Source organism: Streptomyces sp. NPDC059534 (assembly GCF_042743475.1).
Classification (GTDB): domain Bacteria; phylum Actinomycetota; class Actinomycetes; order Streptomycetales; family Streptomycetaceae; genus Streptomyces.
On the sequence record NZ_JBHWAQ010000022.1, the window covers coordinates 77,699 to 101,076 of the forward strand.

18 protein-coding genes, 4 tRNA genes and 1 other RNA gene are annotated in these 23,378 nt (G+C 71.6%); 11 read left to right on the forward strand and 12 right to left on the reverse strand.

Annotation, left to right across the window (positions count from 1 at the left end; all coding sequences use genetic code 11):
* Positions 1–77: 77 nt before the first annotated feature.
* Entirely contained in the window at positions 78–1,121 is a 1,044-nt protein-coding gene (locus ACFVZH_RS25160; RefSeq protein WP_384900494.1) for a DUF5937 family protein, read from the reverse strand.
* A gap of 120 nt (positions 1,122–1,241) precedes the next feature.
* Between ACFVZH_RS25160 and ACFVZH_RS25165 the strand changes: the two genes are divergently transcribed.
* Positions 1,242–2,432 carry an MFS transporter gene (locus ACFVZH_RS25165; protein ID WP_384900496.1) on the forward strand — a complete coding sequence of 397 codons (1,191 nt, stop codon included), beginning with the start codon at positions 1,242–1,244 and terminating at the stop codon, positions 2,430–2,432.
* 52 nt (positions 2,433–2,484) lie between these two features.
* Here ACFVZH_RS25165 and ACFVZH_RS25170 read toward each other — a convergent pair whose 3' ends face one another.
* The 4 genes from ACFVZH_RS25170 to ACFVZH_RS25185 all read right to left on the reverse strand — a co-directional run bounded on the left by ACFVZH_RS25170 (position 2,485) and on the right by ACFVZH_RS25185 (position 6,158).
* A complete protein-coding gene (locus tag ACFVZH_RS25170; RefSeq protein WP_384900497.1) occupies positions 2,485–2,694 on the reverse strand; it encodes a DUF4287 domain-containing protein in 210 nt (69 codons plus the stop codon).
* 75 nt (positions 2,695–2,769) lie between these two features.
* Entirely contained in the window at positions 2,770–5,022 is a 2,253-nt protein-coding gene (locus tag ACFVZH_RS25175) for an FtsX-like permease family protein (RefSeq protein ID WP_384900499.1), read from the reverse strand.
* On the reverse strand, positions 5,019–5,693 hold the full coding sequence (locus ACFVZH_RS25180; RefSeq protein ID WP_384900500.1) for an ABC transporter ATP-binding protein: 675 nt from the start codon (positions 5,691–5,693) through the stop codon (positions 5,019–5,021). Before ACFVZH_RS25180 ends, ACFVZH_RS25175 begins: the two co-directional genes overlap by 4 nt.
* Before the next feature lie 57 nt (positions 5,694–5,750).
* The gene (locus ACFVZH_RS25185) at positions 5,751–6,158 is read right to left on the reverse strand and encodes a hypothetical protein (protein WP_384900502.1); all 408 of its coding nucleotides are present in this window, start codon (positions 6,156–6,158) and stop codon (positions 5,751–5,753) included.
* A gap of 217 nt (positions 6,159–6,375) precedes the next feature.
* Here ACFVZH_RS25185 and ACFVZH_RS25190 point away from each other — a divergent pair, with 217 nt between their 5' ends.
* Positions 6,376–6,957 carry a hypothetical protein gene (locus ACFVZH_RS25190; protein WP_384900503.1) on the forward strand — a complete coding sequence of 194 codons (582 nt, stop codon included), beginning with the start codon at positions 6,376–6,378 and terminating at the stop codon, positions 6,955–6,957.
* Positions 6,958–7,160: 203 nt separating this feature from the next.
* Positions 7,161–8,525 (forward strand): hypothetical protein, encoded by a 1,365-nt coding sequence (locus ACFVZH_RS25195; protein WP_384900505.1) that lies wholly within the window; start codon positions 7,161–7,163, stop codon positions 8,523–8,525.
* Positions 8,526–8,641: 116 nt separating this feature from the next.
* On the opposite strand, the gene ACFVZH_RS25200 is transcribed toward ACFVZH_RS25195, so the two are convergent.
* Positions 8,642–9,325, reverse strand: a complete 684-nt coding sequence (locus tag ACFVZH_RS25200; RefSeq protein WP_384900506.1) for a TetR/AcrR family transcriptional regulator — start codon at positions 9,323–9,325, stop codon at positions 8,642–8,644.
* A gap of 109 nt (positions 9,326–9,434) precedes the next feature.
* On the opposite strand from ACFVZH_RS25200, the gene ACFVZH_RS25205 reads away from it, so the two are divergent.
* Both ACFVZH_RS25205 and ACFVZH_RS25210 read left to right on the forward strand, forming a co-directional pair.
* Positions 9,435–10,019, forward strand: coding sequence for a dihydrofolate reductase family protein (locus ACFVZH_RS25205; protein WP_384900508.1), 585 nt, complete (start codon positions 9,435–9,437; stop codon positions 10,017–10,019).
* Positions 10,020–10,123: 104 nt separating this feature from the next.
* Complete coding sequence (locus tag ACFVZH_RS25210) at positions 10,124–10,987, forward strand: VOC family protein (protein ID WP_384900510.1); 864 nt, start codon at positions 10,124–10,126, stop codon at positions 10,985–10,987.
* A 107-nt stretch (positions 10,988–11,094) separates the two neighbouring features.
* On the opposite strand, the gene ACFVZH_RS25215 is transcribed toward ACFVZH_RS25210, so the two are convergent.
* Both ACFVZH_RS25215 and ACFVZH_RS25220 read right to left on the reverse strand, forming a co-directional pair.
* Complete coding sequence (locus ACFVZH_RS25215) at positions 11,095–13,050, reverse strand: serine/threonine-protein kinase (protein WP_384900512.1); 1,956 nt, start codon at positions 13,048–13,050, stop codon at positions 11,095–11,097.
* A 304-nt stretch (positions 13,051–13,354) separates the two neighbouring features.
* A tRNA-Ser gene (locus ACFVZH_RS25220) sits at positions 13,355–13,442 on the reverse strand.
* A gap of 140 nt (positions 13,443–13,582) precedes the next feature.
* Between ACFVZH_RS25220 and ffs the strand changes: the two genes are divergently transcribed.
* The 6 genes from ffs (at position 13,583) to ACFVZH_RS25250 (ending at position 22,326) form a co-directional block, all read left to right on the forward strand.
* Positions 13,583–13,681, forward strand: an RNA gene (gene ffs / locus ACFVZH_RS25225) — signal recognition particle sRNA small type.
* A 159-nt stretch (positions 13,682–13,840) separates the two neighbouring features.
* On the forward strand, positions 13,841–15,982 hold the full coding sequence (locus tag ACFVZH_RS25230) for a DNA polymerase III subunit gamma and tau (protein WP_384900514.1): 2,142 nt from the start codon (positions 13,841–13,843) through the stop codon (positions 15,980–15,982).
* A 61-nt stretch (positions 15,983–16,043) separates the two neighbouring features.
* Entirely contained in the window at positions 16,044–17,294 is a 1,251-nt protein-coding gene (purD, locus tag ACFVZH_RS25235; protein ID WP_384900516.1) for a phosphoribosylamine--glycine ligase, read from the forward strand.
* A gap of 260 nt (positions 17,295–17,554) precedes the next feature.
* Positions 17,555–19,570: a hypothetical protein gene (locus ACFVZH_RS25240; protein WP_384900518.1), complete on the forward strand. Its 2,016-nt coding sequence runs from the start codon at positions 17,555–17,557 to the stop codon at positions 19,568–19,570.
* A gap of 209 nt (positions 19,571–19,779) precedes the next feature.
* On the forward strand, positions 19,780–21,240 hold the full coding sequence (locus ACFVZH_RS25245) for a N,N-dimethylformamidase beta subunit family domain-containing protein (RefSeq protein ID WP_384900520.1): 1,461 nt from the start codon (positions 19,780–19,782) through the stop codon (positions 21,238–21,240).
* A 174-nt stretch (positions 21,241–21,414) separates the two neighbouring features.
* On the forward strand, positions 21,415–22,326 hold the full coding sequence (locus ACFVZH_RS25250) for a phosphoribosylaminoimidazolesuccinocarboxamide synthase (protein ID WP_384900522.1): 912 nt from the start codon (positions 21,415–21,417) through the stop codon (positions 22,324–22,326).
* A 44-nt stretch (positions 22,327–22,370) separates the two neighbouring features.
* Here ACFVZH_RS25250 and ACFVZH_RS25255 read toward each other — a convergent pair.
* The 4 genes from ACFVZH_RS25255 to ACFVZH_RS25270 all read right to left on the reverse strand — a co-directional run bounded on the left by ACFVZH_RS25255 (position 22,371) and on the right by ACFVZH_RS25270 (position 23,354).
* Positions 22,371–22,446 (reverse strand) — tRNA-Gly (locus ACFVZH_RS25255).
* 171 nt (positions 22,447–22,617) lie between these two features.
* Positions 22,618–22,690 (reverse strand) — tRNA-Gly (locus ACFVZH_RS25260).
* An 80-nt stretch (positions 22,691–22,770) separates the two neighbouring features.
* Positions 22,771–22,842, reverse strand: a tRNA-Gly gene (locus tag ACFVZH_RS25265).
* A 170-nt stretch (positions 22,843–23,012) separates the two neighbouring features.
* Positions 23,013–23,354 (reverse strand): Lsr2 family protein, encoded by a 342-nt coding sequence (locus ACFVZH_RS25270; RefSeq protein ID WP_384900524.1) that lies wholly within the window; start codon positions 23,352–23,354, stop codon positions 23,013–23,015.
* Between the last annotated feature and the right edge of the window lie 24 nt (positions 23,355–23,378).

Here is a 23,378-nt window from a genome sequence, read left to right on the forward strand (position 1 = left end):
ACCCATCCGACCCATCCGGCCCATCAGACCCGTCCGACACAGAGAGAGATGTCATCCGGCCATCTTCCCTCGGATGTCTACGGGTTGAGGAGCTGGTCGGCGACCGCGGTACGGGCGTAGAGGACGGAGCGCCCACTGCGGTGCGCGGTGACCAGTCCGGCGTTCCGCAGGGCGATGAGGTGCTGGGAGACACCGGCGGCGGACAGCCCGCAGTGGGCGGCGAGCCGGGTGGTGGACGACGGGGTGTCGAGTTCGGTGAGCAGCAGGGTCCGCGAGCGGCCGAGGACGGCGGCGACGGCGTCCGTGGCCCCGGTGGTACGGGGCTCCCAGACCGTTCCGATTCCCCGCGCGGGATAGGCGAGTTGGGGCGGATCCGGGTGCACGGACCGGGTCAGGACCTTGGGCCAGGCGAAGACGGACGGGATGAGCAGCAGTCCCGAGCCGGCCTGGTCGCGAGTGAGCGCGCAGTGGAGCCGCACCAGCCGCAGCGTGCCGTCGTCCCACCGCACGGTCTCGTGGAGCTCGCTCAGTACCCGCGCCGAACCGTGCTCGGCGACCTGCCGCGCCCGGTGGAACACATCGGCCTCCAGAACCTTCTGGATCCGCGCCCAGTAGGGGGCGAGAGCGATCTCCCAGTACGCCTCGATCTCGTCGGCGATCTTCCGCAGCGCCTCCTCGGGCGCCTCCCGCAGCACGCCGAGCCGGGAATTCCGACCCCGACTGACCGGGCCCCCGTCGGTCCAGCCCCTGTCCCTGTTCCCGTCCCCGCCCCCGATTCCGTTCCCCTCCCTCCCGAGCATGTCGAGGTCGTTGTGCACCTGCTCGGCCGGTGTGCGGCGGATGGCGTCGAGCTCGGCCTCAAGGGTGGGGAAGGGGCCGGTGGGGGTCGGGTTGAGGAAGTCGGCCAGGTAGCCGTGGCCGGGGATGAGCGCGTCGAGCCAGCCGCGGTCGAGGCCGGCCCGGGCGATCCGGGGGCCGACCTGTGCGACCCAGCGGCGGTGCGGGGCGGTGTCCGACTGCCGGGCGAGGATGCGGTAGCTGGTGACGACCTCCCACATGGGGGAGACGGCGAACCGGGTCTGGGCGAGGTCGGCGGCGGAGAAGCTGAGCCCGGATTCCATACGCCCACATCCTCGTCATCGACGTCGCGGAGCGGCGAGTTCGCACGACGGGCGCCTGAATGGATTCGGCCACAGCTTAATCACTGGAGCCGCAGGGGAGGCAGGGAGCACGCTCCTCCCATGCCCTCCTCCTTCCGCGGTCTCCCGCCCCTCGTCTGGACGATCTTCGCCGGCACGATCGTCAACCGCCTCGGCTACCTCGTCACCCCGTTCCTCGTCTTCTTCCTCGCCTCACGCGGAGTGACCGGCGCCGAGACCTCCTACGTCCTCGGCGCCCTCGGCGCGGGCAACCTCCTCGGCCCCGCCGTCGGCGGCATCCTCGCCGACCGCATCGGCCGCCGCCCCACCATGCTCATCGGCCTGATCGGCGCCGCCGCCGCCCAGGGCGCCCTGTTCCTCGCCCCCGGCGTCTGGACGATGGCTGCCGCGGCCCTGCTGATCAGCGCGGCCGGCAGCACCGTGTCACCGGCCGCGTTCGCCCTCCTCGCCGACGCCGTCGACAGCGACCGCCGCCAGCGCGCGTACGCCCTCTTCGGCTGGGGCGTGAACATCGGCACCGCCGTCGCCGGCATCCTCGGCGGATACCTCGCCGACCAGGGCTACTGGCTCCTCTTCGCCGTCGACGCCGGCTCGATGCTCCTCTACGCCCTGGTCGTCGCGGTCCGCATCCCCGAACCCCCGCGTACGGCCACCACGGCGGCGGCCAAGGACGGCATCGGCTACGGCGTCGTCCTCCGCGACCGCCTCGCCCTGCTCCTGCTCCCGCTCTTCGGCGTCCAGCTCTTCGTCTACTCGCTCACCGAGGTCGCCCTGCCGCTCGCCGTCCACGACAGCGGCCTGTCGCCCGCGGTCTACGGGGCGATGGCGGCCGTCAACGCCGTCCTGGTCGTCGCCCTCCAGCCCTTCGCGACCACCTGGGTGGCCCGCTTCCCGCAGCTCGCCGTGCAGAGCGCCGGCAGCGCGCTGATCGCCGTGGGCGTCGCCCTCACCGGCATCGCCGACGGCATCACCGGCTACACCGTCTCCGTCGTCGTCTGGTCCCTCGGCGAGGTCGTCGTCGCCGGCATCGCCGCCGGCCTCTTCGCCAACCTCGCCCCCTCCCACGCCCGCGGCCGCTACCAGGGCGCCTTCAGCTGGACCTGGGGCGTGGCCCGCTTCGCCGCCCTCACCCTCGGCGTCGCCGCCTACACGACCCTCGGCCCGACCACCCTCTGGTGGACCGCCCTCATCGCCGGCACCACCGCCGCGGCCGCCACCCTCGCCCTCACCGCCCAGGTCAACCGCCGCGCGACCCACACCCTCGCCGCGTGACCCGGCCCCACGTCCCCCGACCCCGATTGCCCCGGGCCTACTCGCCCCGGGCTTACTTCCCCTCGGCCAACGTATGGGCCACGAGCGCGCTCGCGTGCCCGTGGCCCACCCCGTACTCCGCCTTCAGCCACGACACCAGCTCCATGTGCTTCGTCAGCGGCGACGACCGGATCAGCTCCTGCCACTCACCGATCGGCCGCCCGTACTTCTTCTCGATCGACGGAAAGTAACTGGCCGGACCCTTCACGACGTTCTCGGACACGATCTTCTCCTCGGCTCGACGGGCACCTACCCCTATGACCCCCACCCTGCCCGAAACTCATCGCTCCCCGCCCGATCAATCCCTCCGAATGTGCTCCGGATCCACATGCCGCCTCACCATCGGCACCGACGCCAGCCCCGCCGCCACCATCACCCCCACCACACACGCCCCCAACACCGGCAACCCCTCCCAATCCCAATGCACCGCCCCACCCCCCGTGATCAGGTAACTCGACTCCGCCAACCACCCCGCCACCACCGCCGCCCCCAACCCCACCCCAAGCGGCACCACCACCTGCACCACCTGCACCACCCTCAACGTCCCCGCCCTCGCCCCCAACAACACCAACGCCGCCACCTCCCCCCGCCTCTCCATCGCCCTATCCGCCACCGAAACCACAAACGCCGCCACCCCGATAACGAGCCCAAGCACCATCCCCACGGCGAGCAGGCTTCGGATCGCGGCGAGCTGAGCGAGGGAGTCGATGACGATTCCTACGGGCTCGACGGAGGACGTGGGCGCGATGGATCCGACGCCATCGAGGACGGCGCGGATGGTGGCGGGATCGGCGTCGCTCACCAGCGTGAGAGTGCCTTCCGTGTCTGCCAGGTCGGGAGGCAGCAGTGCAGGCGGTACGAGAAGCACGCCCGAGTGAAATACGGAGACATCCCAGGGACGCATATCGACCTGCCCAGAAGGCACAGTGAGCATTGCCTTTCGGCCGTCCTTCAACGCAAAGGGGTAGTGCTCTCCCGCCTTCGGGTCGTACTCGAACAGCGTGCGGGGGTCCCGTAGTTGCATGATCCTTCCCTCAACGCAACCCGTGGATCGTTCTGTATACACGGCGAGCTGTGAGCAGGTGGCCGCCACGAGAGCGGCGTGAGGGACCTCGCTCCCGTCCAGTGGATCCCAGGACCTGTACGAGACCATGTGCGTCCGGACGCCCGGAACATCTGTCAGCTGTCGCCTCTGCGCGGGCGTAAGCGCGCCCATGCTGATGTTGTATTCCTGAAGGGGAGCCGTCCGCCGACTGACCTGGTCGAGTTCGATGAGCACACCCTGACTAAGTGATGCCCCGAAGAGCAGCAGTACGAGCCCGGTGGCCACCCTCAATGAAGACCCAGGGTCGACCTCGGCACGTCTCATCGCCAGCGCCACCGGCAGCGACTTCGCCGCCCCGGCCAGCCGACGTGCGAGCCATGCTGTGGTGGGTGCCAATCCGAAGACGAGCCCGGCGCCGGTCAACAGCACAGCACCGGGCACGAGCAGGGAAGTGGCCCATCCCCCTGACGGGTCCCGCCCCATGAGACTGAGCACGCAGTACCCGACGATGACTCCGAGACCGGGCACCAGAAGCAGCGTCCCGACCTTCTTCGGAGGCTTACGCTCTCCGGTCCTTCGCACACTGATCGGCGACAGGGCGGCACGACGAGCGCTGAACTGCCCCACGACCCATGCCAGCGCCGGACACCCCAGCAGACATACGGCGACGGTCGACCCCGAGGGGCGACCATCTGCCGGATACCAGTGCAAGCCCGGCAACCCGACCCGAGCCATTAGCTCGTTGACCCCGAGGTAGCCCGCAACCCCAAGCACAGCCCCTACCAAGGCGGCGGCGACACTCTCCCCGGCGTTGACTCGCAGTGTGTCCTTCATGCTGAGCCCGACGAGCCGCAGTGCGGCGAGTCGCCGGGCACGCGACTCTCCTGACAGCCGTGCGCAGACGGAGAGGAAGATGACGAGTGGAAGCAGGACGATGCACCCGAGGGTGAAGCGCAGGATGTCGAGGGTCGACGCGTCGACGATCTCCCGCCACGACCGGCCGGTGCCGAAACTACCCAGTTCCTCCGCTTCGGTCAGCCGGGCCGGCGTGGTGCCGATATAGGCGTATAGATCTTCCGTGTCGCCCAATCCCTCGGGCGCAATGACGCCGATGACATGGCCGGGGACAAGGCCGGCCGCCTTGGGATTGGCGGCCAGAACCGCAGCGAGCCGCGGCGAAACGATTGCCTCACCGGCGGCGGGTAGGTTCTCGATGCCTGGAGGTACGGGAGCGGGCCCAGGGCTTGTCCGTGCGACGAAGACCCGATGGAGCGGTTGCGACCCGTACGGATCACGAAATTCCTGGTACAGGAAGCTGCTCGCGCCTGGGCGCGGTTCGCGAGCGGCTGTGCGCGCGTCATGAGCAGTGAGGATCGACGGAATAGTGAGGACGGCGGTCAGGCAGGCCACTCCGAGCGCCGAGCCGAGCACCATCAACACGAAGCGGACCTGTCCACGACGTCCGCTGCTCCACAGCAAGCGCATACCGAGGGCGAACGTATTCACGCCGCCACCCGTTGGGCCAGAACACCGTCCGACATCGTGTATTGCGTGTCGGCCTTTGCAGCGACGTCGGCGTCGTGCGTGACGATGACCACCGCCGTCTTCTGCCTCCGCGCCAGCTGAAGGAACTCCTCGAGTACAGCGGATGCGTTGGAACTGTCGAGCGCCCCGGTCGGCTCATCTGCGTAGACGACATCGGGCCGATGGACCAGGGCCCGCGCAACCGCAACGCGCTGACTCTGGCCACCCGACAGCTTGGAGGTCCTGCGCCGCAGCAGGTCGCCCATTCCGAGCCGCCCCAACACTTGTCCAGCAATGGCGTGTGCGTGGGTCTTACTGATTCCGGCGAGCCGGAGTGGAAGCGCCGCGTTTTCCTCCGCCGTCAGTTCAGGCAGGAGCTCTCCGTATTGGAAGACAAAGCCCAGGCGGGTTCGACGCAAGGCGCTCAACTCTCCGTCAGGGAGGGTGGAGAGCGGTACTCCGTCGAAGGTCACGGTGCCGTTGGTCGGAGGCAGAACTCCCGCGAGGCAGTACAGCAGCGACGACTTTCCCGACCCGCTGCTCCCCATGATGGCGGCTACCTCGCCGCGCTTAAGTGTGAAATCTGCGCTACTTACGGCCTGCTCGGTGCCATAGAAGAGATCCACGCCCTCGGCGCGGAGAATGACGTCCATCGTGGCGTGCTCCTTGGAGAGAGGGAGCCGCGTGGCGGCGGCTCCCAGGTCCGTTGACTACCTCCGCGAGAAGAGCCGTTCCGGTGAGCAGTAGTCAGGCCGCAAGGAACCGCGATCGATGCACGCGTGCATCCACACTTCCTTCGTCTTCAGAACCGCGCCGTCGTAGAAGACCTTGTCGACCTTGATGCGCTTCTTCTGGACTCCGGTGAGGTGGCCCCATGGGTAGCCCTCGACCTTGGTGCGGAGGTAGACGTTGTGACCGTCATCCTTGTTTTCGTCCCGCAGCTCGCCCTTCACATGAAGTCCACTCGGGACCTTGTTCGTGGGCTGCCACCGGTACGTGCCGACGAACCCGACGCCTGGCATCCTCATGACCAACTCGTGTTCAGAGTCGGCCACCGCCACCCCCATCCCCCCAAAGAACAACCCCGCAGCCACCACAGCTGTAGCCAACTTCCGCATGGATAACCCCTGTTTGGTCGAGCCGACTGGTCATCACAGAAAGTATCGGCATGACTACATACGGATGCCCGCAGTAACGTCCCTCCCTCTGATGACCCCCCGAACCGGTGAACGCCCCTTGTGGAGGGGACGGGGCGTCGGCCGGTCGGTGCCCCGTAGGGGTGATGGTCGGTGCGCCTGCGTGAAGGGGGAGGGGGTGGTGGCGAGGGTGGCGGGCATGGAACGTTCCCTGGTTTTGGATGCCGGTTTCTCCTTCTCTCTGCGTCGGGCGCTGGTCCCGTTCGTGGCGGCTGTCGCGTTGTTGGGTACGGCGGGTACGGCCGTGGCGGGCGCGGCGGAGGCGTGTGGTTCGGTGATCACGGCGCCGTTGGAGAGGCCGGTGTCGGCGGATGAGCCGTGTCCGAGCGCGGATCCGGTGGTGTGCCGGATTCGGGTGCTGCCGATGGACGAGAAGGTGGAGGCGCAGCGGACGCGGATGAGGTACCACGGGCTGTTGGAGGACATGCATCGGACGGAGGTGTCGATGCGGGAGGCGGGTTTCACCGAGGAGGAGATCGCGCGGGAGCTGGTGGACATGCGGAACCAGGCGAAGGAGATCACCCGGGCGGGGATGACCCGGGAGGAGGTGCGCGTGCTGGAGGAGCGGAACATGGCCAAGTACGGCAATCCGCTCGGCCCGACGGCGGATCAGCTCTATGCCAAGTACGGCTCGTGGCAGCAGGTCATCGACGCGTCGATGCGGACGAGCTACGCGGTGGACCGCGAGCTGAGCCTTGAGTACCGCCCCTGTCCTGTGTAGTCGGGCGGCCCGGTAGGAGGACCGGATGGCCGCGCTTCCCGTACAACCTTGGCGGGTGCGCGGCGGTCAGGTTTCACATGAAACCTCTGGACACCTCTCTCCCTACCCGTCGTACTCGTCGTGCCCGTCTCGCGTGGGTGCCGGTCGCCGCCGTCTCTGTCTCCGTGGTGCTGAGCCTCGGGTCGGCCGGGTCGGCCTCGGCTGTGAGTGATCAGCTGTGGACGTATTCGGATCCGTACGAGCTGGTGCTGCCCGGTGCGTACGAGGACGGGACGGCGCCGGAGCGGACCGTGGCGCTCAAGGTCTCGCACGACAATCAGGAGAACGAGGTCGGGGCGGGGCGGATCAGTGTGGACGCGAGTGGGCTCGGCGCGTTCGCGAAGGTGACCTGGCCGGCCAATTGCGTGGTGGAGACGGCCGGCGCGGCGGTGTGCGATGTTCCCGCGCCGGTGGGTACGGAGCCGATGACGGCGGCCGTGCTGACGGTGGGGGCGCTGCCGGGTGCGGCGGACGGGGTGGAGGGTGTGCTGCGGTACACCGCCACGGCGGGGGAGTTGACGTCCTATCCGGGGGAGACCCGCGTCGTGCTGGGCAACGGGGCGGATCTGGCCCTGAGCCAGTCGCCCCGGCGGGACGGTGTCGCGCCGGGCAGTGCCATCACGGTGCCGGCCACGCTGGGGAATCATGGGAACCGTACGGCGCAGGGGGCGCTGCTGCACCTGTTCGCCTCGCGTGGTCTCGGCTTTGTCGAGCGGCCGGCGAACTGCGGGTACCGGGACACGGAGGTCGGCACCGAGGCGCTGTGCGTGCTCGACGAGCCGATCGCGCCCGGGCAGTCGTTCGCGCTCGCCAATCCGCTGAAGGTGCGGAAGAACGCTCTGTACGACCGGTACGACTACTCCGTCGAGCCGTACTCGGCCGAGGCGCTTGAGGCGGCCCGCGGCGGTCGTACGTACACGCCGGGCACGGGCGCCGAGCTGGATCTCGTTGCCGCGCCGGCGCTCCGTACGGTCACGGGGAACGCGGCGGCCGCGGCGGCGGGAACGACCGCGACGCCGACCGTGACCACGGCCGAGGCGCCGGTGCCCGAGCTGGACCCGCAGGACAACTACCGTTCCGTGATCATCCACGCCGCCAACACCGCTGATCTCAAGTTGCGGGGCAGCCGGGTCGAGGGCGCGGTCGGCGCGACCGTACGGGCCGATGTCACGGTGAAGAACCGGGGCCCGGCCTGGGTCGCCTCGCTCGGCGCGGGTGAGCCGGCGGCCGTCGTCGACGTGCGTGTCCCGGCCGGGACGACCGTCACCGCCAAGCCCGACTCCTGCTCGGCGCTCAGCGAGACCGGCGAGTGGCTGGAGGAGCAGCTGGGCGCGCCGCGCTACCGCTGCACCACGCCGATCTACCTGGACGAGCGCGCCACCCACACCTTCGGCTTCGACCTGCGCATCGACCGGGCCGGCAAGTCGAAGTCCACGGTGTCGCTCGACAACGACCAGTACGAGCCTCCGATCCGTTCCTTCGACCCGGACCTGACCAACAACTCGGCCGTGATCGTCGTCAACGGCTGACGCCGGGACGCCGCCGGTACGGAGCGTCTGTACGGAGCGTCTGTACGGACCGTTCGTGCGGACCGAGAAGAAGGGCCCCACCGTTCGCGGTGGGGCCCTTCGGCGTCGTGGGCGTTTCACCAGGTGGCGGGGTCGCTGCCGAGGGCGCCGCCGAGGAGGGCGCGGAGGTGGTCGGCCTCAGGGAGGAGGGTGGCCTCGATCCGGTCGTCGTCGTGGCCGGCGAGGGTGAGTTCCTGGATGCGCCGGAACAGGAGGCGGTCGGCGGCGGCGATGAGGGCGGCGGCGGCGCGCGATGCGATGGCGGGCGCGGTGACCTCGCCGTCCGCGCCGTCGTTTCCTGTCGGGGCTCCTGCCGGGGCTGCCGGGAGCGCTCCCGCCAGTGCCTCCGCGAGTGCCTCCTCGCGCTGGTCGTGGAGTTCGCGCATCCGGGCGGTGAGGGTGGGGCTGTCGGCGACCATGCGGGCGAACGCGAGGCCGGTGAAGCCGACGACCGGGTCGTGGGCGAGGAGGGCGGCGCGGAAGGTGCGGCCGAGGGCGGCGAGGGGGGATTCGTCGGGGCCGCGGTCGGCGACGGCCTGGGCGAGGCCCTGCGTGAACGCCTCGTAGTGGTCGAGGGCCAGGTCTTCCTTGCGGGCGAAGTAGTTCGTGACCGTCTTCTTGGCGACGCGGGCGGCCGTGGCGATCTCGGCGATGGTGGTCCGCTCGAAGCCCTGGTCGATGAAGAGCCTGGTGGCGCAGTCGGAGATCAGCTGCCTGGTCTCCTGCTTCTTGGACTCGCGGAGCCCCATCTCGGTGGTCATGAAGAAATCTTACACCCATGGCAAAAATACCCTTGACCGATCCAAGTGGTCGGGTCTAAGTTTATGTCCGTCGCAAAAATCGCCCGACGGAAGGGATACGGCCCACCGGATGCGCAAGCTCACCTACTTCGTCGGCGCCACCATCGACGGCTTCATCGCCGCCCCCGACGGCGATGCCGACTTCTTCGCGCCGCACCTCACCGCCGACTACCTCCCGCACCTGGCCTCCGCGTACGCCGACGCCCTCCCCACCCCGGCCCGCGCCGCCTTCGGTGTCGCGGACGCCCCCAACGCCCGCTTCGACACCGTGCTGATGGGGCGTGCCACGTACGAGCCGGGCCTGGCCGTCGGTCTCACCAGCCCGTACGCCCACCTGCGGCAGATCGTGTTCTCCCGCTCGCTCGGCACCGGCCCGGACCCCGCCGTCGAGGTCACCGACGAGGACCCGCTCACCCTGGTCCGCAAGCTCAAGCAGGAGGAGGGCCTCGGGATCTGGCTCTGCGGCGGCGCCGAGCTGGCCGGCCGGCTGTTCCCCGAGATCGACGAGCTGATCGTCAAGCAGTACCCGGTCGTGGCCGGCGCCGGCATTCCGCTCTTCCGCACCGGCTTCGCGCCGCGCGCCCTCCGGCTGACCGACAGCCGTGTGTTCGAGGGCGGCAACGTCGTCCTCACCTACGTCAAGGAGTCCGCATAGAGAACGTCGCCACCCCCGCGGAGCCGCCGGGTGCATGGGACCACCGCCCGCAGCCGAACCCGCCCCGCCCCTCGTCCGTCCGTCCTCACTCGCCGGGAGTCGCCATGAACGTCACCACCACCACGCTGTCCCTGACCGTCGACGACGTGGACGCCTCGCGCGACTTCTTCCGTACGCACCTGGGCTACGAGATCGCCATGGCCGCCGACGGCTTCGTCTCCCTGAGCCGGAGCGACGCCGCAGCCGACATCGTCCTCCTCCGCCGCGGCAGCGAAGTCCTCCCGCCCGAACAGCGCGACCGGCAGGCCGCCGGGCTGATCCTCGCCCTCACCGTCTCCGGGATCGAAGCCGAGGAACGCCGCCTCGCCCAGGCCGGCGCCCCGATCACCCTGCCCCTCCGCGAAGAGCCCTGGGGCGAGCGCCTGTTCCAGCTCACCGACCCGAACGGCATCGTCGTCCAGCTCGTCGAATGGACCACACCGACGACCGGCCCGACCGAGCAGATCACCACGGCCGAACAGACCGCCCCGACCGCCTCGATCGAGCCGGCCACCCCGGCCGCCGACGAAGACGACGCCCACACCGAGGAGCCCGCCATGCACGTGATCACGCCCACCGCCGACGCCGTCACCGTCTCCCCGAACGCCCGCATGACCGGCCTGGCGTCCCCCACCCGAGGCAGCGCGGAACTCAGCACGTGGACCGTCGAGATGGCGGCCGGCCAGACCGGCCCGGAGCACGCCATCAGCCGCGAACAGGTGTGGACGGTGACCGCGGGCGCCCTGGAGGTCACCTGCGGAACCCGTACGGAGAAGGTCGAGGCCGGCCAGACCCTCGTCCTCCCGCCCGGCGTACTCCGCCGGATCCACGCCCTCCTGGCGGCCGAAGCGCACGTCGTCATGCGCGCCGACGGCGTCGCCTCCGTCCCCGGCACGGAGGGCACCCGCGCCCTGCCCTGGGCCCTGTAAGGGTGGGGCGGGGGCGCTTCGGCTTCGCCCGACGATCGCCGCCTGCCGACGCCCCTTCCCCCGGACCCCGAAGCCCTGTCGGTCCGGGGAAGGGGCGTCCGCGCGGCTCAGCCCTTCTTCCGCAGCACCATGTACTGGTCCTGCGCGAGGAGGTCCATGTAGCGGAGTGTGCCGTCCGGCTGCATCGTGATCAGGCGGTAGATCGACCCGTCGCCGCTGCACGCCTCACCGGACGGGGAGCCGGTCGCCCGGGCCGCGTAGGAGACCTGGCTCTCGTCGGCCTCGCTGAGCGTCCACATGTCCTCGCACCAGGTGCCGGTCTCCGACGTCCTGGTGCGGATCCTGCTCTTCTCCTCGCTCTGCGCCGACTGGACGACGGTGAGGGTGACAGAGGTGACGTCCCCACCGGCGGTCTTCTGCTCGCCGACCCACGTCCCGAGGAACTTCGCGGGGATGGCCGGCCCCGGCTCCGCGGTATTCGCGTCGGGCGAGGCGCTGTCATCAGCCGGATCGGAACCGTCGTCGGTCGGCTCCGGGCTCGTCGAATCCGGGCTCGTCGAAGTCGGGGCGGCGGTGGTGGTCCGCCCCCCGTCCGGGGTGGTCTGCCCGGGGTTCGACGCTGTGTCCCGCCGGTCGTTCTCCCGTAGCTGCTCGATCAGCAGGTATCCGCCGCCCAGCAGCAGCACGCCGACCAGCACGGCCGCCGGCACGCCGTACCGCCGCCGGCCGCGTGGCCGCTGCGGATACATCCCGTAGTGCGGAACCGGCGGGGTCGGGACCGGGGTCGGCGTGTACGGCCCGACGGGTCCCACCGTCGGCGGGCCGAAACCCGGCGGTGGTGCCGGCGGCCCGAACCCGGGCACACCGAGGACCCGGGGCGCACCCCCGCCCGGCACAACCTGCGCTGCCCCGGCCGCCTGCGCGGCTTCGGCCGCTCGCCCCACCTCGGCCGCCTGCGCGGCTTCGGCCACTCCCGCTGCCTCGGAGACTCCCCCCGTCTCGGCCGCTCGCACCGCTTCGGCCACTCCCGCCGCCTCGGCAGCCGTCCGGCCCCCGGTGGGAGCCTGGATCCCAGCCGCCGCCTCCGGAGCCGGCGCGGCAGGCCCGCCTCCCGCGGCAGTCCCGTCCCCCGCGGCCGTCCCCTCCCCGGCCTCCCGTTCCCCCTCCAGGTCCAGCAGCTGCACGGCGCTGCGTCCGACCGCCGCCGCCAGCGCCGACGGCAGCCAGTCTCCGTGCCCCAGTCGGGCGGCGGCCGCGCCGTCGGCGTCCAGCCGTTCCCGTAGTTGTCCGGGCGTAGGGCGGAGGGACGGATCCTTGGCCAGGCAGTCGCGGACGAGGGTGTGCAGCGGGCCGGCCAGCCCGGAGAGGTCGGGCTCCTCGTGGAGCACCCGGTAGAGCAGGACGGGCGCGCTCACCCCGGAGCCGAACGGCATCGTGCCGGTGGCCGCGTACGCGATCACCGCGCCGAGCGAGAAGACGTCGCTGGGCGGCCCGGCGGGCAGCCCGTTCGCCTGCTCCGGCGACATGAAGCCCGGCGAGCCGAACACCTGGCCGGAATGGGTGAGCACGGTGGTGGCGTCCAGTGCGCGGGTGATGCCGAAGTCGATCAGCCGAGGCCCGTCCAGGGTCAGCAGTACGTTCGACGGCTTGACGTCCCGGTGCACCAGCCCGAGACCGTGCACATGGGTGAGTGCCTCTGCGAGGCCGACGCCGAGGGTGCGAACGGCCGGCTCGGGCAGTGGCCCGAACTCCCGTACGGCGTCGCTGAGCGCGGGCCCGGCGACGTACCCGGTGGCCACCCACGGATGCCCGCCCTCGGTGTCCGCATCGAGGACCGGTGCCGTCCAGGTACCGCTGACCCGCCGGGCAGCCGCCACCTCCTGACGGAACCGGGCCCGGAACTCGGAGTCCCCGGTCAGGTCGCGACGGACCACCTTGACGGCGACGGTCCGCCCGCCCGCGGTCCGGCCGAGGTAGACCCGGCCCATCCCCCCTGCTCCGAGCTGCCGCAGCAACCGGTACTCGCCCACCTGCCGCGGATCGTCCGCTGCCAGCGGCTGCATGCCCACGCTCCCCTCGCGCCCGGCGCTGCCGTCCCCACCCCACAAACCCCGGAGCAGACGCTATCGGTCCGAGACCACCCGCGGGACGGGATGACGGGATCACCGTCACGGAAACATCGACCGCAACCACGAGACGACGACGCACAGGGGCGAACGAGAGGAAGCGCACGTGAAGGGGAGAGGGAGGCCCTCGCCGAGCAGCCGCCGAGCAACCGAGACGGAAACCGGGGGCGCCGAGACGGAAACGCCGAAGGGCCCCACCGCGAACGGTGGGGCCCTTCAACGTATTGCCCGGTGAGAGCAATGGCGGAGGATACGAGATTCGAACTCGTGAGGGGTTGCCCCCAACACGCTTTCCAAGCGTGCGCCCTAGGCCACTAGGCGAATCCTCCGCCGCAAACAATACAAGACGTTGGGGGGTGCTCGCGAACGTGATCGCTACGGGGATCCGTGCGGGGGTCGTCGGGGGGATCCGGGAGGGGGTGGTGTGGGGAGCGGGGGACGGAGGGGTCCGGGGATCGGGTACGCTGGGCGGAGCCCCTCACGCGGTGCTATCTGACTGAACTCCCCCAGGGCCGGAAGGCAGCAAGGGTAGGTCGGCTCTGGCAGGTGCGTGGGGGGCGCTTGCGTTCCCGGATGGGGAGGGCGGCCGCCGCGGTACGGGAAGGGCGTCCGGTCCCGTGCGACCGCCGGGCCGTTCGGCCTTCTGGTCCCGTACGGCCGCCGGGTCGTTCCCGTGGTGGTGGCGGTTTTTCCCGGGTTGTCGGTGGGCGCCTATAACCTCGTACATGTGTCGTCTCTCGCGCTCTACCGCCGCTATCGCCCCGAGTCCTTCGCCGAGGTCATCGGGCAGGAGCATGTCACCGACCCGTTGCAGCAGGCCCTGCGGAACAACCGGGTCAATCACGCGTACCTGTTCAGTGGTCCGCGCGGCTGCGGGAAGACGACGAGTGCGCGGATCCTGGCCCGGTGCCTGAACTGCGAGCAGGGGCCGACGCCGACGCCGTGCGGGGAGTGCCAGTCGTGCCGTGACCTCGCGCGGAACGGGCCGGGGTCGATCGACGTGATCGAGATCGACGCGGCGTCGCACGGTGGTGTGGACGATGCCCGTGACCTGCGGGAGAAGGCGTTCTTCGGGCCGGCGTCGAGCCGGTACAAGATCTACATCATCGACGAGGCCCACATGGTCACGTCGGCGGGCTTCAACGCGCTCCTGAAGGTGGTCGAGGAGCCGCCGGAGCACCTCAAGTTCATCTTCGCCACGACCGAGCCCGAGAAGGTCATCGGGACGATCCGGTCGCGGACCCACCACTACCCCTTCCGGCTCGTGCCGCCCGGCACGCTGCGGGAGTACCTGGGCGAGGTCTGCGGGCAGGAGGGCATCCCCGTCGCGGACGGGGTGCTGCCGCTCGTCGTGCGGGCCGGTGCGGGGTCGGTGCGTGACTCGATGTCGGTGATGGACCAGCTCCTGGCGGGCGCCACCGACGACGGTGTGACGTACGCCATGGCCACGTCGCTGCTCGGCTACACGGACGGGTCGCTGCTCGACTCGGTGGTCGACTCGTTCGCGTCGGGGGACGGGGCGGCCGCGTTCGAGGTCGTCGACCGGGTCATCGAGGGCGGCAACGACCCGCGGCGGTTCGTCGCGGACCTCCTGGAGCGGCTGCGGGACCTGGTGATCCTGGCCGCGGTGCCGGACGCGGCCGAGAAGGGGCTCATCGACGCCCCCGTCGACGTGATCGAGCGCATGCAGGCCCAGGCGTCCGTCTTCGGCGCCGCGGAACTCAGCCGGGCGGCCGACCTCGTCAACGCCGGACTGACCGAGATGCGGGGCGCCACCTCGCCCCGGCTCCAACTGGAACTGATCTGCGCGCGCGTGCTGCTCCCCGCCGCCTTCGACGACGAGCGCTCGCTCCAGGCCCGGCTCGACCGGCTGGAGCGCGGGGCGGCCGCCGCGCCCGCGCCGGTCTACACGCCCGGACCGCCGGCGCCCGCCATGGGGTACGTGCCCGGGCCCGAGGCCCACACGCCGATGGCACCGCCCCCGCCCGCCCCGGCACCCGTCCAGGCGGCCCCCGCTCCCACCCCCGTACAGGCGCAGCCCGTCGCCGAGCAGACCGCTCCCGCCGCGCCGCGGCCCGGCGCGTGGCCGGGAGCCGCCGCGCCCGGCAGCGGTGCGCCCGGTGCGTGGCCCGGCGCCTCCGCGCCGGCGACCCCGGCCGCCCCGGCCCCGGCCGGCGCCTGGCCCGGCGCCTCGGCCCCCCAGGCTCCGCCCGCCCCCGCGCCCGTACAGGCGCAGCCCGCCGCGCCGGCCCCGGCTGCCGGCGGGGGTGGCGGGGACACGGCGCAGGTGCGGAACCTGTGGCCGCAGATCCTCGACGCGGTGAAGAACCGGCGCCGGTTCACCTGGATCCTGCTCAGCCAGAACGCGCAGGTCGCGGGCTTCGACGGCACCACGCTCCAGCTCGGCTTCCTGAACGCCGGGGCGCGGGACAACTTCGCGAGCAGCGGCAGCGAGGAGGTCCTGAAGCAGGCCCTCGCCGAGCAGTTCAACGTGAACTGGAAGGTCGAGGCGATCATCGACCCGTCGGGCGGTGCCACGCCCCCGCCCGCCGCCACCGGTTTCGGCGGCTCGGGCGGGACCGGCGGCTTCGGCGGCCGGTCCGCGGCTCCGGGCCCGGCGTTCCAGCAGGCCCCGCCGTCCGCTCCCGCGCAGCCGCAGGCCGCGTCGGCCCCCGCTTTCCCGCAGGCGGCCGCGCCGGCTCCGGCACAGGCCCCCGCGTACAGCCCGCCGGCGCCGCAGCCCGTGGCGCCGGAGGACGACGTGCCGGAGGAGGACGACCCCGATCTGGTGGACTCCGCCCTCTCCGGGCACGACCTGATCGTGCGCGAGCTGGGAGCCACCGTTGTGGAGGAATACACGAACGAGTAGGGGCGTCTCGCTCGGTGGCCCGCACAAGGGGCATCCCGGTCGGCGGGCTACTCTGGCTGGCGTGAAGGTCCTCGTCATCGGCGGCGGCGCCCGCGAACACGCCCTGTGCCGCTCTCTCTCCCTCGATCCCGACGTCACCGCTCTGCACTGCGCGCCCGGCAACGCCGGAATCGCGGAGGTCGCCGAGCTGCACCCGGTCGATCAGCTCGACGGCGACGCCGTCGCGCGCCTCGCCACCGAGCTGGGCGCCGAACTGGTCGTCGTCGGCCCGGAGGCCCCGCTCGTCGCGGGTGTCGCCGACGCCGTCCGCGCGGTCGGCATCCCCGTCTTCGGCCCGTCCCGGGAGGCGGCGCTGCTCGAAGGCTCCAAGGCGTTCGCCAAGGACGTCATGGCCGGCGCCGGTGTGCCCACCGCCCGCAGCTACGTCTGCACCACCCCGGAGGAGATCGACGAGGCGCTCGACGCCTTCGGCGCTCCGTACGTGGTCAAGGACGACGGTCTCGCCGCCGGCAAGGGCGTCGTCGTCACCGGGGACGTCGAGCAGGCGCGGGCGCACGCGCTCGCCTGCGACCGGGTCGTCATCGAGGAGTTCCTCGACGGTCCCGAGGTCTCCCTCTTCGCGATCACCGACGGCACCACCGTCCTCCCGCTCCAGCCCGCGCAGGACTTCAAGCGCGCGCTCGACGGCGACGAGGGCCCGAACACCGGTGGCATGGGTGCCTACTCGCCGCTGCCCTGGGCCGACCCGAAGCTGGTCGAGGAGGTCCTCGGATCGGTCCTCCAGCCGACGGTCGACGAGCTGCGCCGCCGCGGCACGCCGTTCTCCGGTCTGCTGTACGCGGGTCTGGCGATCACCGGCCGCGGCGTCCGGGTCATCGAGTTCAACGCGCGCTTCGGCGACCCGGAGACCCAGGTGGTCCTGGCCCGTCTGAAGACCCCGCTGGCCGGCGTCCTGCTGAACTCCGCCAACGGCACGCTGGCCGACCAGGCCCCGCTGAACTGGGCCGACGACGCCGCGGTCACCGTGGTCGTCGCCTCCCACAACTACCCGGACACCCCGCGCACCGGCGACCCGATCGAGGGCCTGGGCGACATCGTGGAGCAGGACGCCCCGCACGCGTACGTGCTGCACGCCGGGACGAAGCTGGACGGCGACAAGGTCGTCAGCGCCGGTGGCCGTGTCCTGTCGGTCACCGCGACCGGTTCGGACCTGACGCAGGCCCGCGAGCGTGCGTACGCGGCGGTCGGCCGTATCCGCCTTGACGGCTCGCAGCACCGCACGGACATCGCGCGGAAGGCCGCCGAGGGCTGATCAGGCCCGGTTCCTCTTGTGGCCGTGCGGTGGAGAAGTCGTGAACCGCACGGCCGCCTGAGCGCCATCACCTTTACCCAAAGCCATTCCATCGAGTGACGGATGGGCCATACGGATGACGCCCCCCGACGCCCCAACTAGGGTGCGGCGAAGGCGTTCCGGCACTTGGCCCACCGGCATTGCGATGTCAGTGGCGGGTGCCACAGTGGGGGAGTGAGCAACACCGCCACAGGCAGTCCCGACGTGGGTAGGAGGGGGTGATGGACGGCGTGTCCGGTACTGGTGCCGTTGTCGGCGAGGAGTGGGGTGCGCGCGCCGCGCGCTCCCGGGCCCTCGCCGTCCTTCGTGTCCGGGGCAGGGCGCTGGGCCTCGCGGTGCTCCCCGCCGCGGTGGCCGTCGTGCTGTACGCGGGCGGGGTCACCGGCCACTTCACCGGCGCGGCCTGGGACACGGCCCGCTGGGTCGTGACGGCCCTCGCCCTCGTCGTCCTCCTCGCCGCCACGGTCGTCGCCCTCGTCGTCGCCCGGGCCCGCCCGGCGGCCACGCCGACGGTGGAGCTCGCCGAGACCGCCGCCCCCGATCTCTACCGGCTCGTCCGGGACCTGGCCGAGCGGCTCGAGGTCCCCGCACCGGCCGGGATAGCCCTGACGCCGGACTGCGACAGCTGGCTGGAGGACCGCACGCACCGGGCCCATCGCACGCGCCGGACGGTGTCCGGCGACGGCGCCCCGATCCTCGTCATAGGTTCGCCGTTCCTCTGGTGGATGCGCGTCGCCGAGCTGCGCGCGGTCCTCGCCCCGGTCGTCGCCGGTACGGGACCGGCCGCGCACCCCGACATAGCCGCGGCCCGCCGCTTCGTCCGCGGACTCGACGCGGCCGTCGCCGTCCCCGAGGAGCCCGGCCTCGACCCGCTGCGCCGGCTCGGCGCCCACGGCGTCGGGCAGATCGCCCGTCTGCTGCTGCGCGCCTGCCGCGGGCACGCCGCCGAGATGGAGCGCGGGGTCGCCGCGGCCGGTTCGGAGCGCGCCCAGGCGGTGGACTACGGCGTACGGATCGTCGCCCAGGAGCAGGTCGGCCTGGCCTACGCGGGCTGGGACCGGCTCCTGACCCGGGTCGCGCTGCCCGCCTGGCGCATGGGCCGCTGGCCCGCCAAGCTCGACGCGGGCGTGGTCTCCGCGCTGACCGAGCTCTCCCGCCGCGACCGGCTGGCCGAGGGCTTCTCCTCCCGGCTGGGCGAGCGTCCGGCCTGCGATCTCCTGGAGGAGCCGGGCGCGGTCGACGAGGCCACCTCGCTGCTCGCCGCCCGCCTCTTCCACGGCGGCCCGGCCGAGCCCGGCCCCGACTGGTCGCCGGTGGAGTGGAGCCAGTACCCGGAGGAGGTCGTCGACCGGAAGTGGCGTACCGACGCCGCCCGCCTCCATGCCGTCCTCGACGGCCTCGGCGTCGCCGACTCCGCCGCCGGATCCGCCCCGGACGCCGTCGGCCCGACCCTGACCCGCGTCATCGCCCATCTGACGACCGCGCGCCCCCAGGCCGACGGCGACGAGCCCCCGGCCCGAAGCGACGAGCCCCGGGCGGCCGTCACCGACGACCAGCCGACGGTCCGCGACGACCAGCCGACGGTCCTCGACGACGACTCCTGGGCCGTCACCGACGACCCGACGGCGGCCGACGAGGACGCTCCGACAGGAGCTCACGACGCCGACCCGGCCGGTCACCTGGATGCCGACCCGGCCGATCACCTGGACGCCGACCCCGCCGAGCACCTCGACGACGGTCTGACGGACGATCTCGGCGACGAGTCGTCAGGACCTCTCGACGACGAGCCCGTCAACCCCGCCGCCGAGGCGCTCGCCGGGGCGCTCAGCGCGCTGCTCGCGCGGGAGGAGGCGGCGAGGGAGGCGCGGGTCGCCGCGGCGGCCGAGAGCGCTCGCGCCGCGGAGAAGAGCCGGAAGACGGCTTCCGCGCCCGCCGCGGTGGCGGTCAGCGGTCCCGACGGGCCTCTGCCGCTCTTCCCGCTCCAGCCGCCGCGTACCGGCCGTGACCTGCTCGCCGACCATGTGACCGCGATGGTCTGCTGTGCGGCGGTGGACACGGCGGAGGCCGTGCCCGGGCTGGACTGGCTGGACGGGCCGGCCCTGCTCGTCGGCGGCGAGCGGGCGGCGGATCTCGGGCCCCGGGTGCTGGCCCTCGTGGAGGACGGCGATCCGGAGCCGCTGAGCGTCTGGCTGGCCCGGACCGGGGTGCGCCCGGAGAAGCCGGTGCGTCTGGTCTGAGCCCTCCGCGTCCGAGCCTCCACCTCTGAGCCCTCCACGCGGAGGCCCGGCTTCCACTCTCGCCAATTCACGACGAACGGTGACGGAGTGCGTGCGTTATGTGATGTGCTGGAGACCGTCACTGACAGAGGCAGGAACCAGCGGCACCGACCAGCCGACAAGCCGATGAGCAGGCCAGCCGACCGGGGGAGTCGAGGGAGGGGCGCACCATGGGGGCTGAGCAGATCAGACGGTGGGAGTCGGGCGCGCTGGCGCACGCCGTGAGCGATCCCTTCGGCCAGGGCCCGCTGCCCTGGCTGCGAGGCTCGGACAACTACTTCGACGACACCGGTCAGATGGTCCCCTGGTACGCGGACGAGATCCTGGCCCGGGGTGGCAGCGGCGGCCCGCGCACGGCCGACGACGTCCGCAGGCAGATCAAGGGGTTCGCGTCCGACGGCGCGGTGGCGCCCGGCGAGTCGATCGATTTCCACGTCACGGTGGACCCGCCGCAGCAGTTCTCGGTCGACATCTACCGGATCGGGCACTACGGCGGCGACGGCGCGGCGAAGATCACCACCAGTCCGCGCCTCTCGGGGATCGTCCAGCCGGCTCCGCTCACCGCCGACCGCACGGTCTCCTGTCACCACTGGTGGCAGTCCTGGCGGTTGCAGGTCCCGTCGTACTGGTCGATCGGGGCGTACGTGGCCGTCCTCACGACCGCCGACGGCTACCGCTCGCACATCCCCTTCACGGTCCGGGACAACCATCCGGCGGATCTGCTCCTGGTGCTCCCGGACGTGACCTGGCAGGCGTACAACCTCTATCCCGAGGACGGCCACACCGGCGCCAGCCTGTACCACGCCTGGGACGAGGACGGCCGGCTGCTCGGCGAGGAGGAGGCGGCGGTGACCGTCTCCTTCGACCGGCCGTACGCGGGCGCGGGCCTGCCCCTGCACGTGGGGCACGCCTACGACTTCATCCGCTGGGCCGAGCGGTACGGCTACGACCTCGCGTACGCGGAGACCCGGGATCTGCACGCGGGCCGGGTCGACCCGAGCCGCTACCGGGGCCTGGTCTTCCCCGGCCACGACGAGTACTGGTCGGCGCCGATGCGCCGGACCGCCGAACTCGCCCGCGACCAGGGCACCTCGCTCGTCTTCCTCTCCGCGAACACCATGTACTGGCAGGTGGAGCTGGGCCCTTCGCCGTCGGGCGTGCCGGATCGTCTCCTCACCTGCCGGAAGCGGCGCGGCCCCGGCCGACCCGCGCTCTGGCGGGAGGTCGACCGGCCCGAGCAGCAGCTTCTCGGCATCCAGTACGCGGGCCGGGTGCCCGAGCCGCACCCGCTGGTGGTGCGGAACGCGGACCACTGGCTCTGGGAGGCCACCGGCGCCGGGGACGGCGACGAGCTCCCGGGCATGGTCGCGGGCGAGGCCGACCGGTACTTCCCGCGCACCGCGCTCCCCGAGCACCAGGGCCGCATCCTGCTGGCGCACTCGCCCTACCGGGACGGCGAGGGGGCCCTGCGCCATCAGGAGACCTCGCTCTACCGGGCTCCGTCGGGCGCCCTGGTCTTCGCCTCCGGCACCTTCGCCTGGTCGCCGGCGCTGGACCGGCCGGGCCATGTCGACGCCCGGGTCCAGCGCGCCACCGCGAACCTTCTCGACCGGATCTGTAAGAGGGACTGACCGGATCCGCCGGATTGCGAACGAGGGGCCGACCGGTCCCGAGCAGGGCTTTCGACGGGTCCCGGGCAGGGCCTCGAAGCGGCCCCGAGCGGGACTGACCGGGCCCACCCGCCGACGGCTCGTTCCGGTGCGAGAGAATCAGACCGCTCCTGGATCAACCTACGCGGAGGAACCGTGTCCGGATTCGTAGAAAAGCCCGAGCCCGTCCAGGTCCCGGGCCTCACCCATCTCCACACGGGCAAGGTGCGCGACCTGTACCGGAACGAGGCCGGTGACCTCGTGATGGTGGCGAGCGACCGCATGTCCGCGTACGACTGGGTCCTGCCCACCGAGATCCCCGACAAGGGCCGGGTCCTCACCCAGCTCTCCCTGTGGTGGTTCGACCGGCTCTCCGACCTGGTCCCGCACCACGTCCTCTCCACCGAGCTGCCGGCCGGCGCCCCCGCCGACTGGGCGGGCCGCACGCTGATCTGCAAGTCGCTGAACATGGTGCCGGTCGAGTGCGTCGCCCGCGGCTACCTGACCGGCTCCGGCCTGCTCGAGTACGACGAGTCCCGCACGGTCTGCGGCCTCGCGCTCCCCGAGGGTCTGAGCGACGGCTCCGAGCTGCCCGCGCCGATCTTCACCCCGGCGACCAAGGCCGCCGTCGGCGACCACGACGAGAACGTGTCGTACGAGGAGGTCGCCCGCCAGGTCGGCGCCGAGACGGCCGCGCTGCTGCGCCAGACGACCCTCGCCGTGTACGGCCGGGCCCGTGACATCGCGCGCGAGCGGGGGATCATCCTCGCCGACACCAAGTTCGAGTTCGGCTTCGAGAGCACCCCGGACGGCGACCGGCTCGTCATCGCCGACGAGGTCCTCACCCCGGACTCGTCGCGCTTCTGGCCGGCGGACCAGTGGCAGCCGGGCCGCGCCCAGCCCTCGTACGACAAGCAGTTCGTGCGGAACTGGCTGACCTCGCCGGCCTCGGGCTGGGACCGCAAGAGCGAGCAGCCGCCGCCGCCTCTCCCGCAGGAGATCGTGGAGGCGACCCGCGCCAAGTACCTGGAGGCGTACGAGCTGCTGACCGGGAACGCCTGGTCCTAGGAACGAGAAAGCCCCCCGGTCGATTCGACCGGGGGGCTTCTTCATGGAGCGGACGACGAGATTCGAACTCGCGACCCTCACCTTGGCAAGGTGATGCTCTACCAACTGAGCCACGTCCGCATGCGCCGTAGCGCGCTGCTAACTATACCCAACGTCCCGAGTGCTCGTGACACACCGCCGTGTGGGTCCCTTCACAGGCTTCGGCCGACGCGGCCGGCGGAGGTCCGGCCGAGGGGCCGGGGATACGACGAAGGCCCCGGTTCCTGAGAACCGGGGCCTTCGTACTTCCTGAGCGGACGACGAGATTCGAACTCGCGACCCTCACCTTGGCAAGGTGATGCTCTACCAACTGAGCCACGTCCGCACTGCTGCCGCTCGGCTTTCACCGGGCGGTGCGAGCACTACTCTACCTGATCCACAGGAGTGGTCGGTCGAGCGATGCAGAGCGGGTGACAGGAATTGCACACTGCGCCTTCCCCCTGGAAGGGGGATGTTCTACTACTGAACTACACCCGCACGCTGCGTGAGGCTCGGCCCTGCGGCCTTGCCCTTCGGCGTGATCCAGACTCTACCGGATCATCGGGGGTGCCATGCAAATCGGCTCGGCCCGAGGTCGGATCCGAGGCCGGACCCGCCACCGGGCCGGGCGTCGGGCCGGTCGACGGACCCGGCCTCGGGCCCGTCGTTCAGCTCGCCGCGCGGAAGGCTTCGTAGACGCGCTTGGGGATCCGGCCGCGAGCGGGGACGTCCATCTTGTTGGACTGGGCCCAGGCGCGGACCGCCGCCGGGTCGGGGGCGAGGGCGGTGTGCGTGTAACTCTCCGCCGCGGGGCTCCGACCGGCCGTCATGCGCGCCGGGAGCTTGCGCCCGGCGGCGAGGTAGGGGGCGAGCGCCTTGCGGAGTTTCTTTGCATTGGCAGCATTCAGGTCGATCTCGTACATCTTCCCGTCGAGGCCGAACGCGACCGTTTCAGCCGCTTCTCCGCCGTCGATGTCGTCGGAGAGAGTGACCACCACACGCTGAGCCACGGATATCGGTCCTTTCCTGCGGCC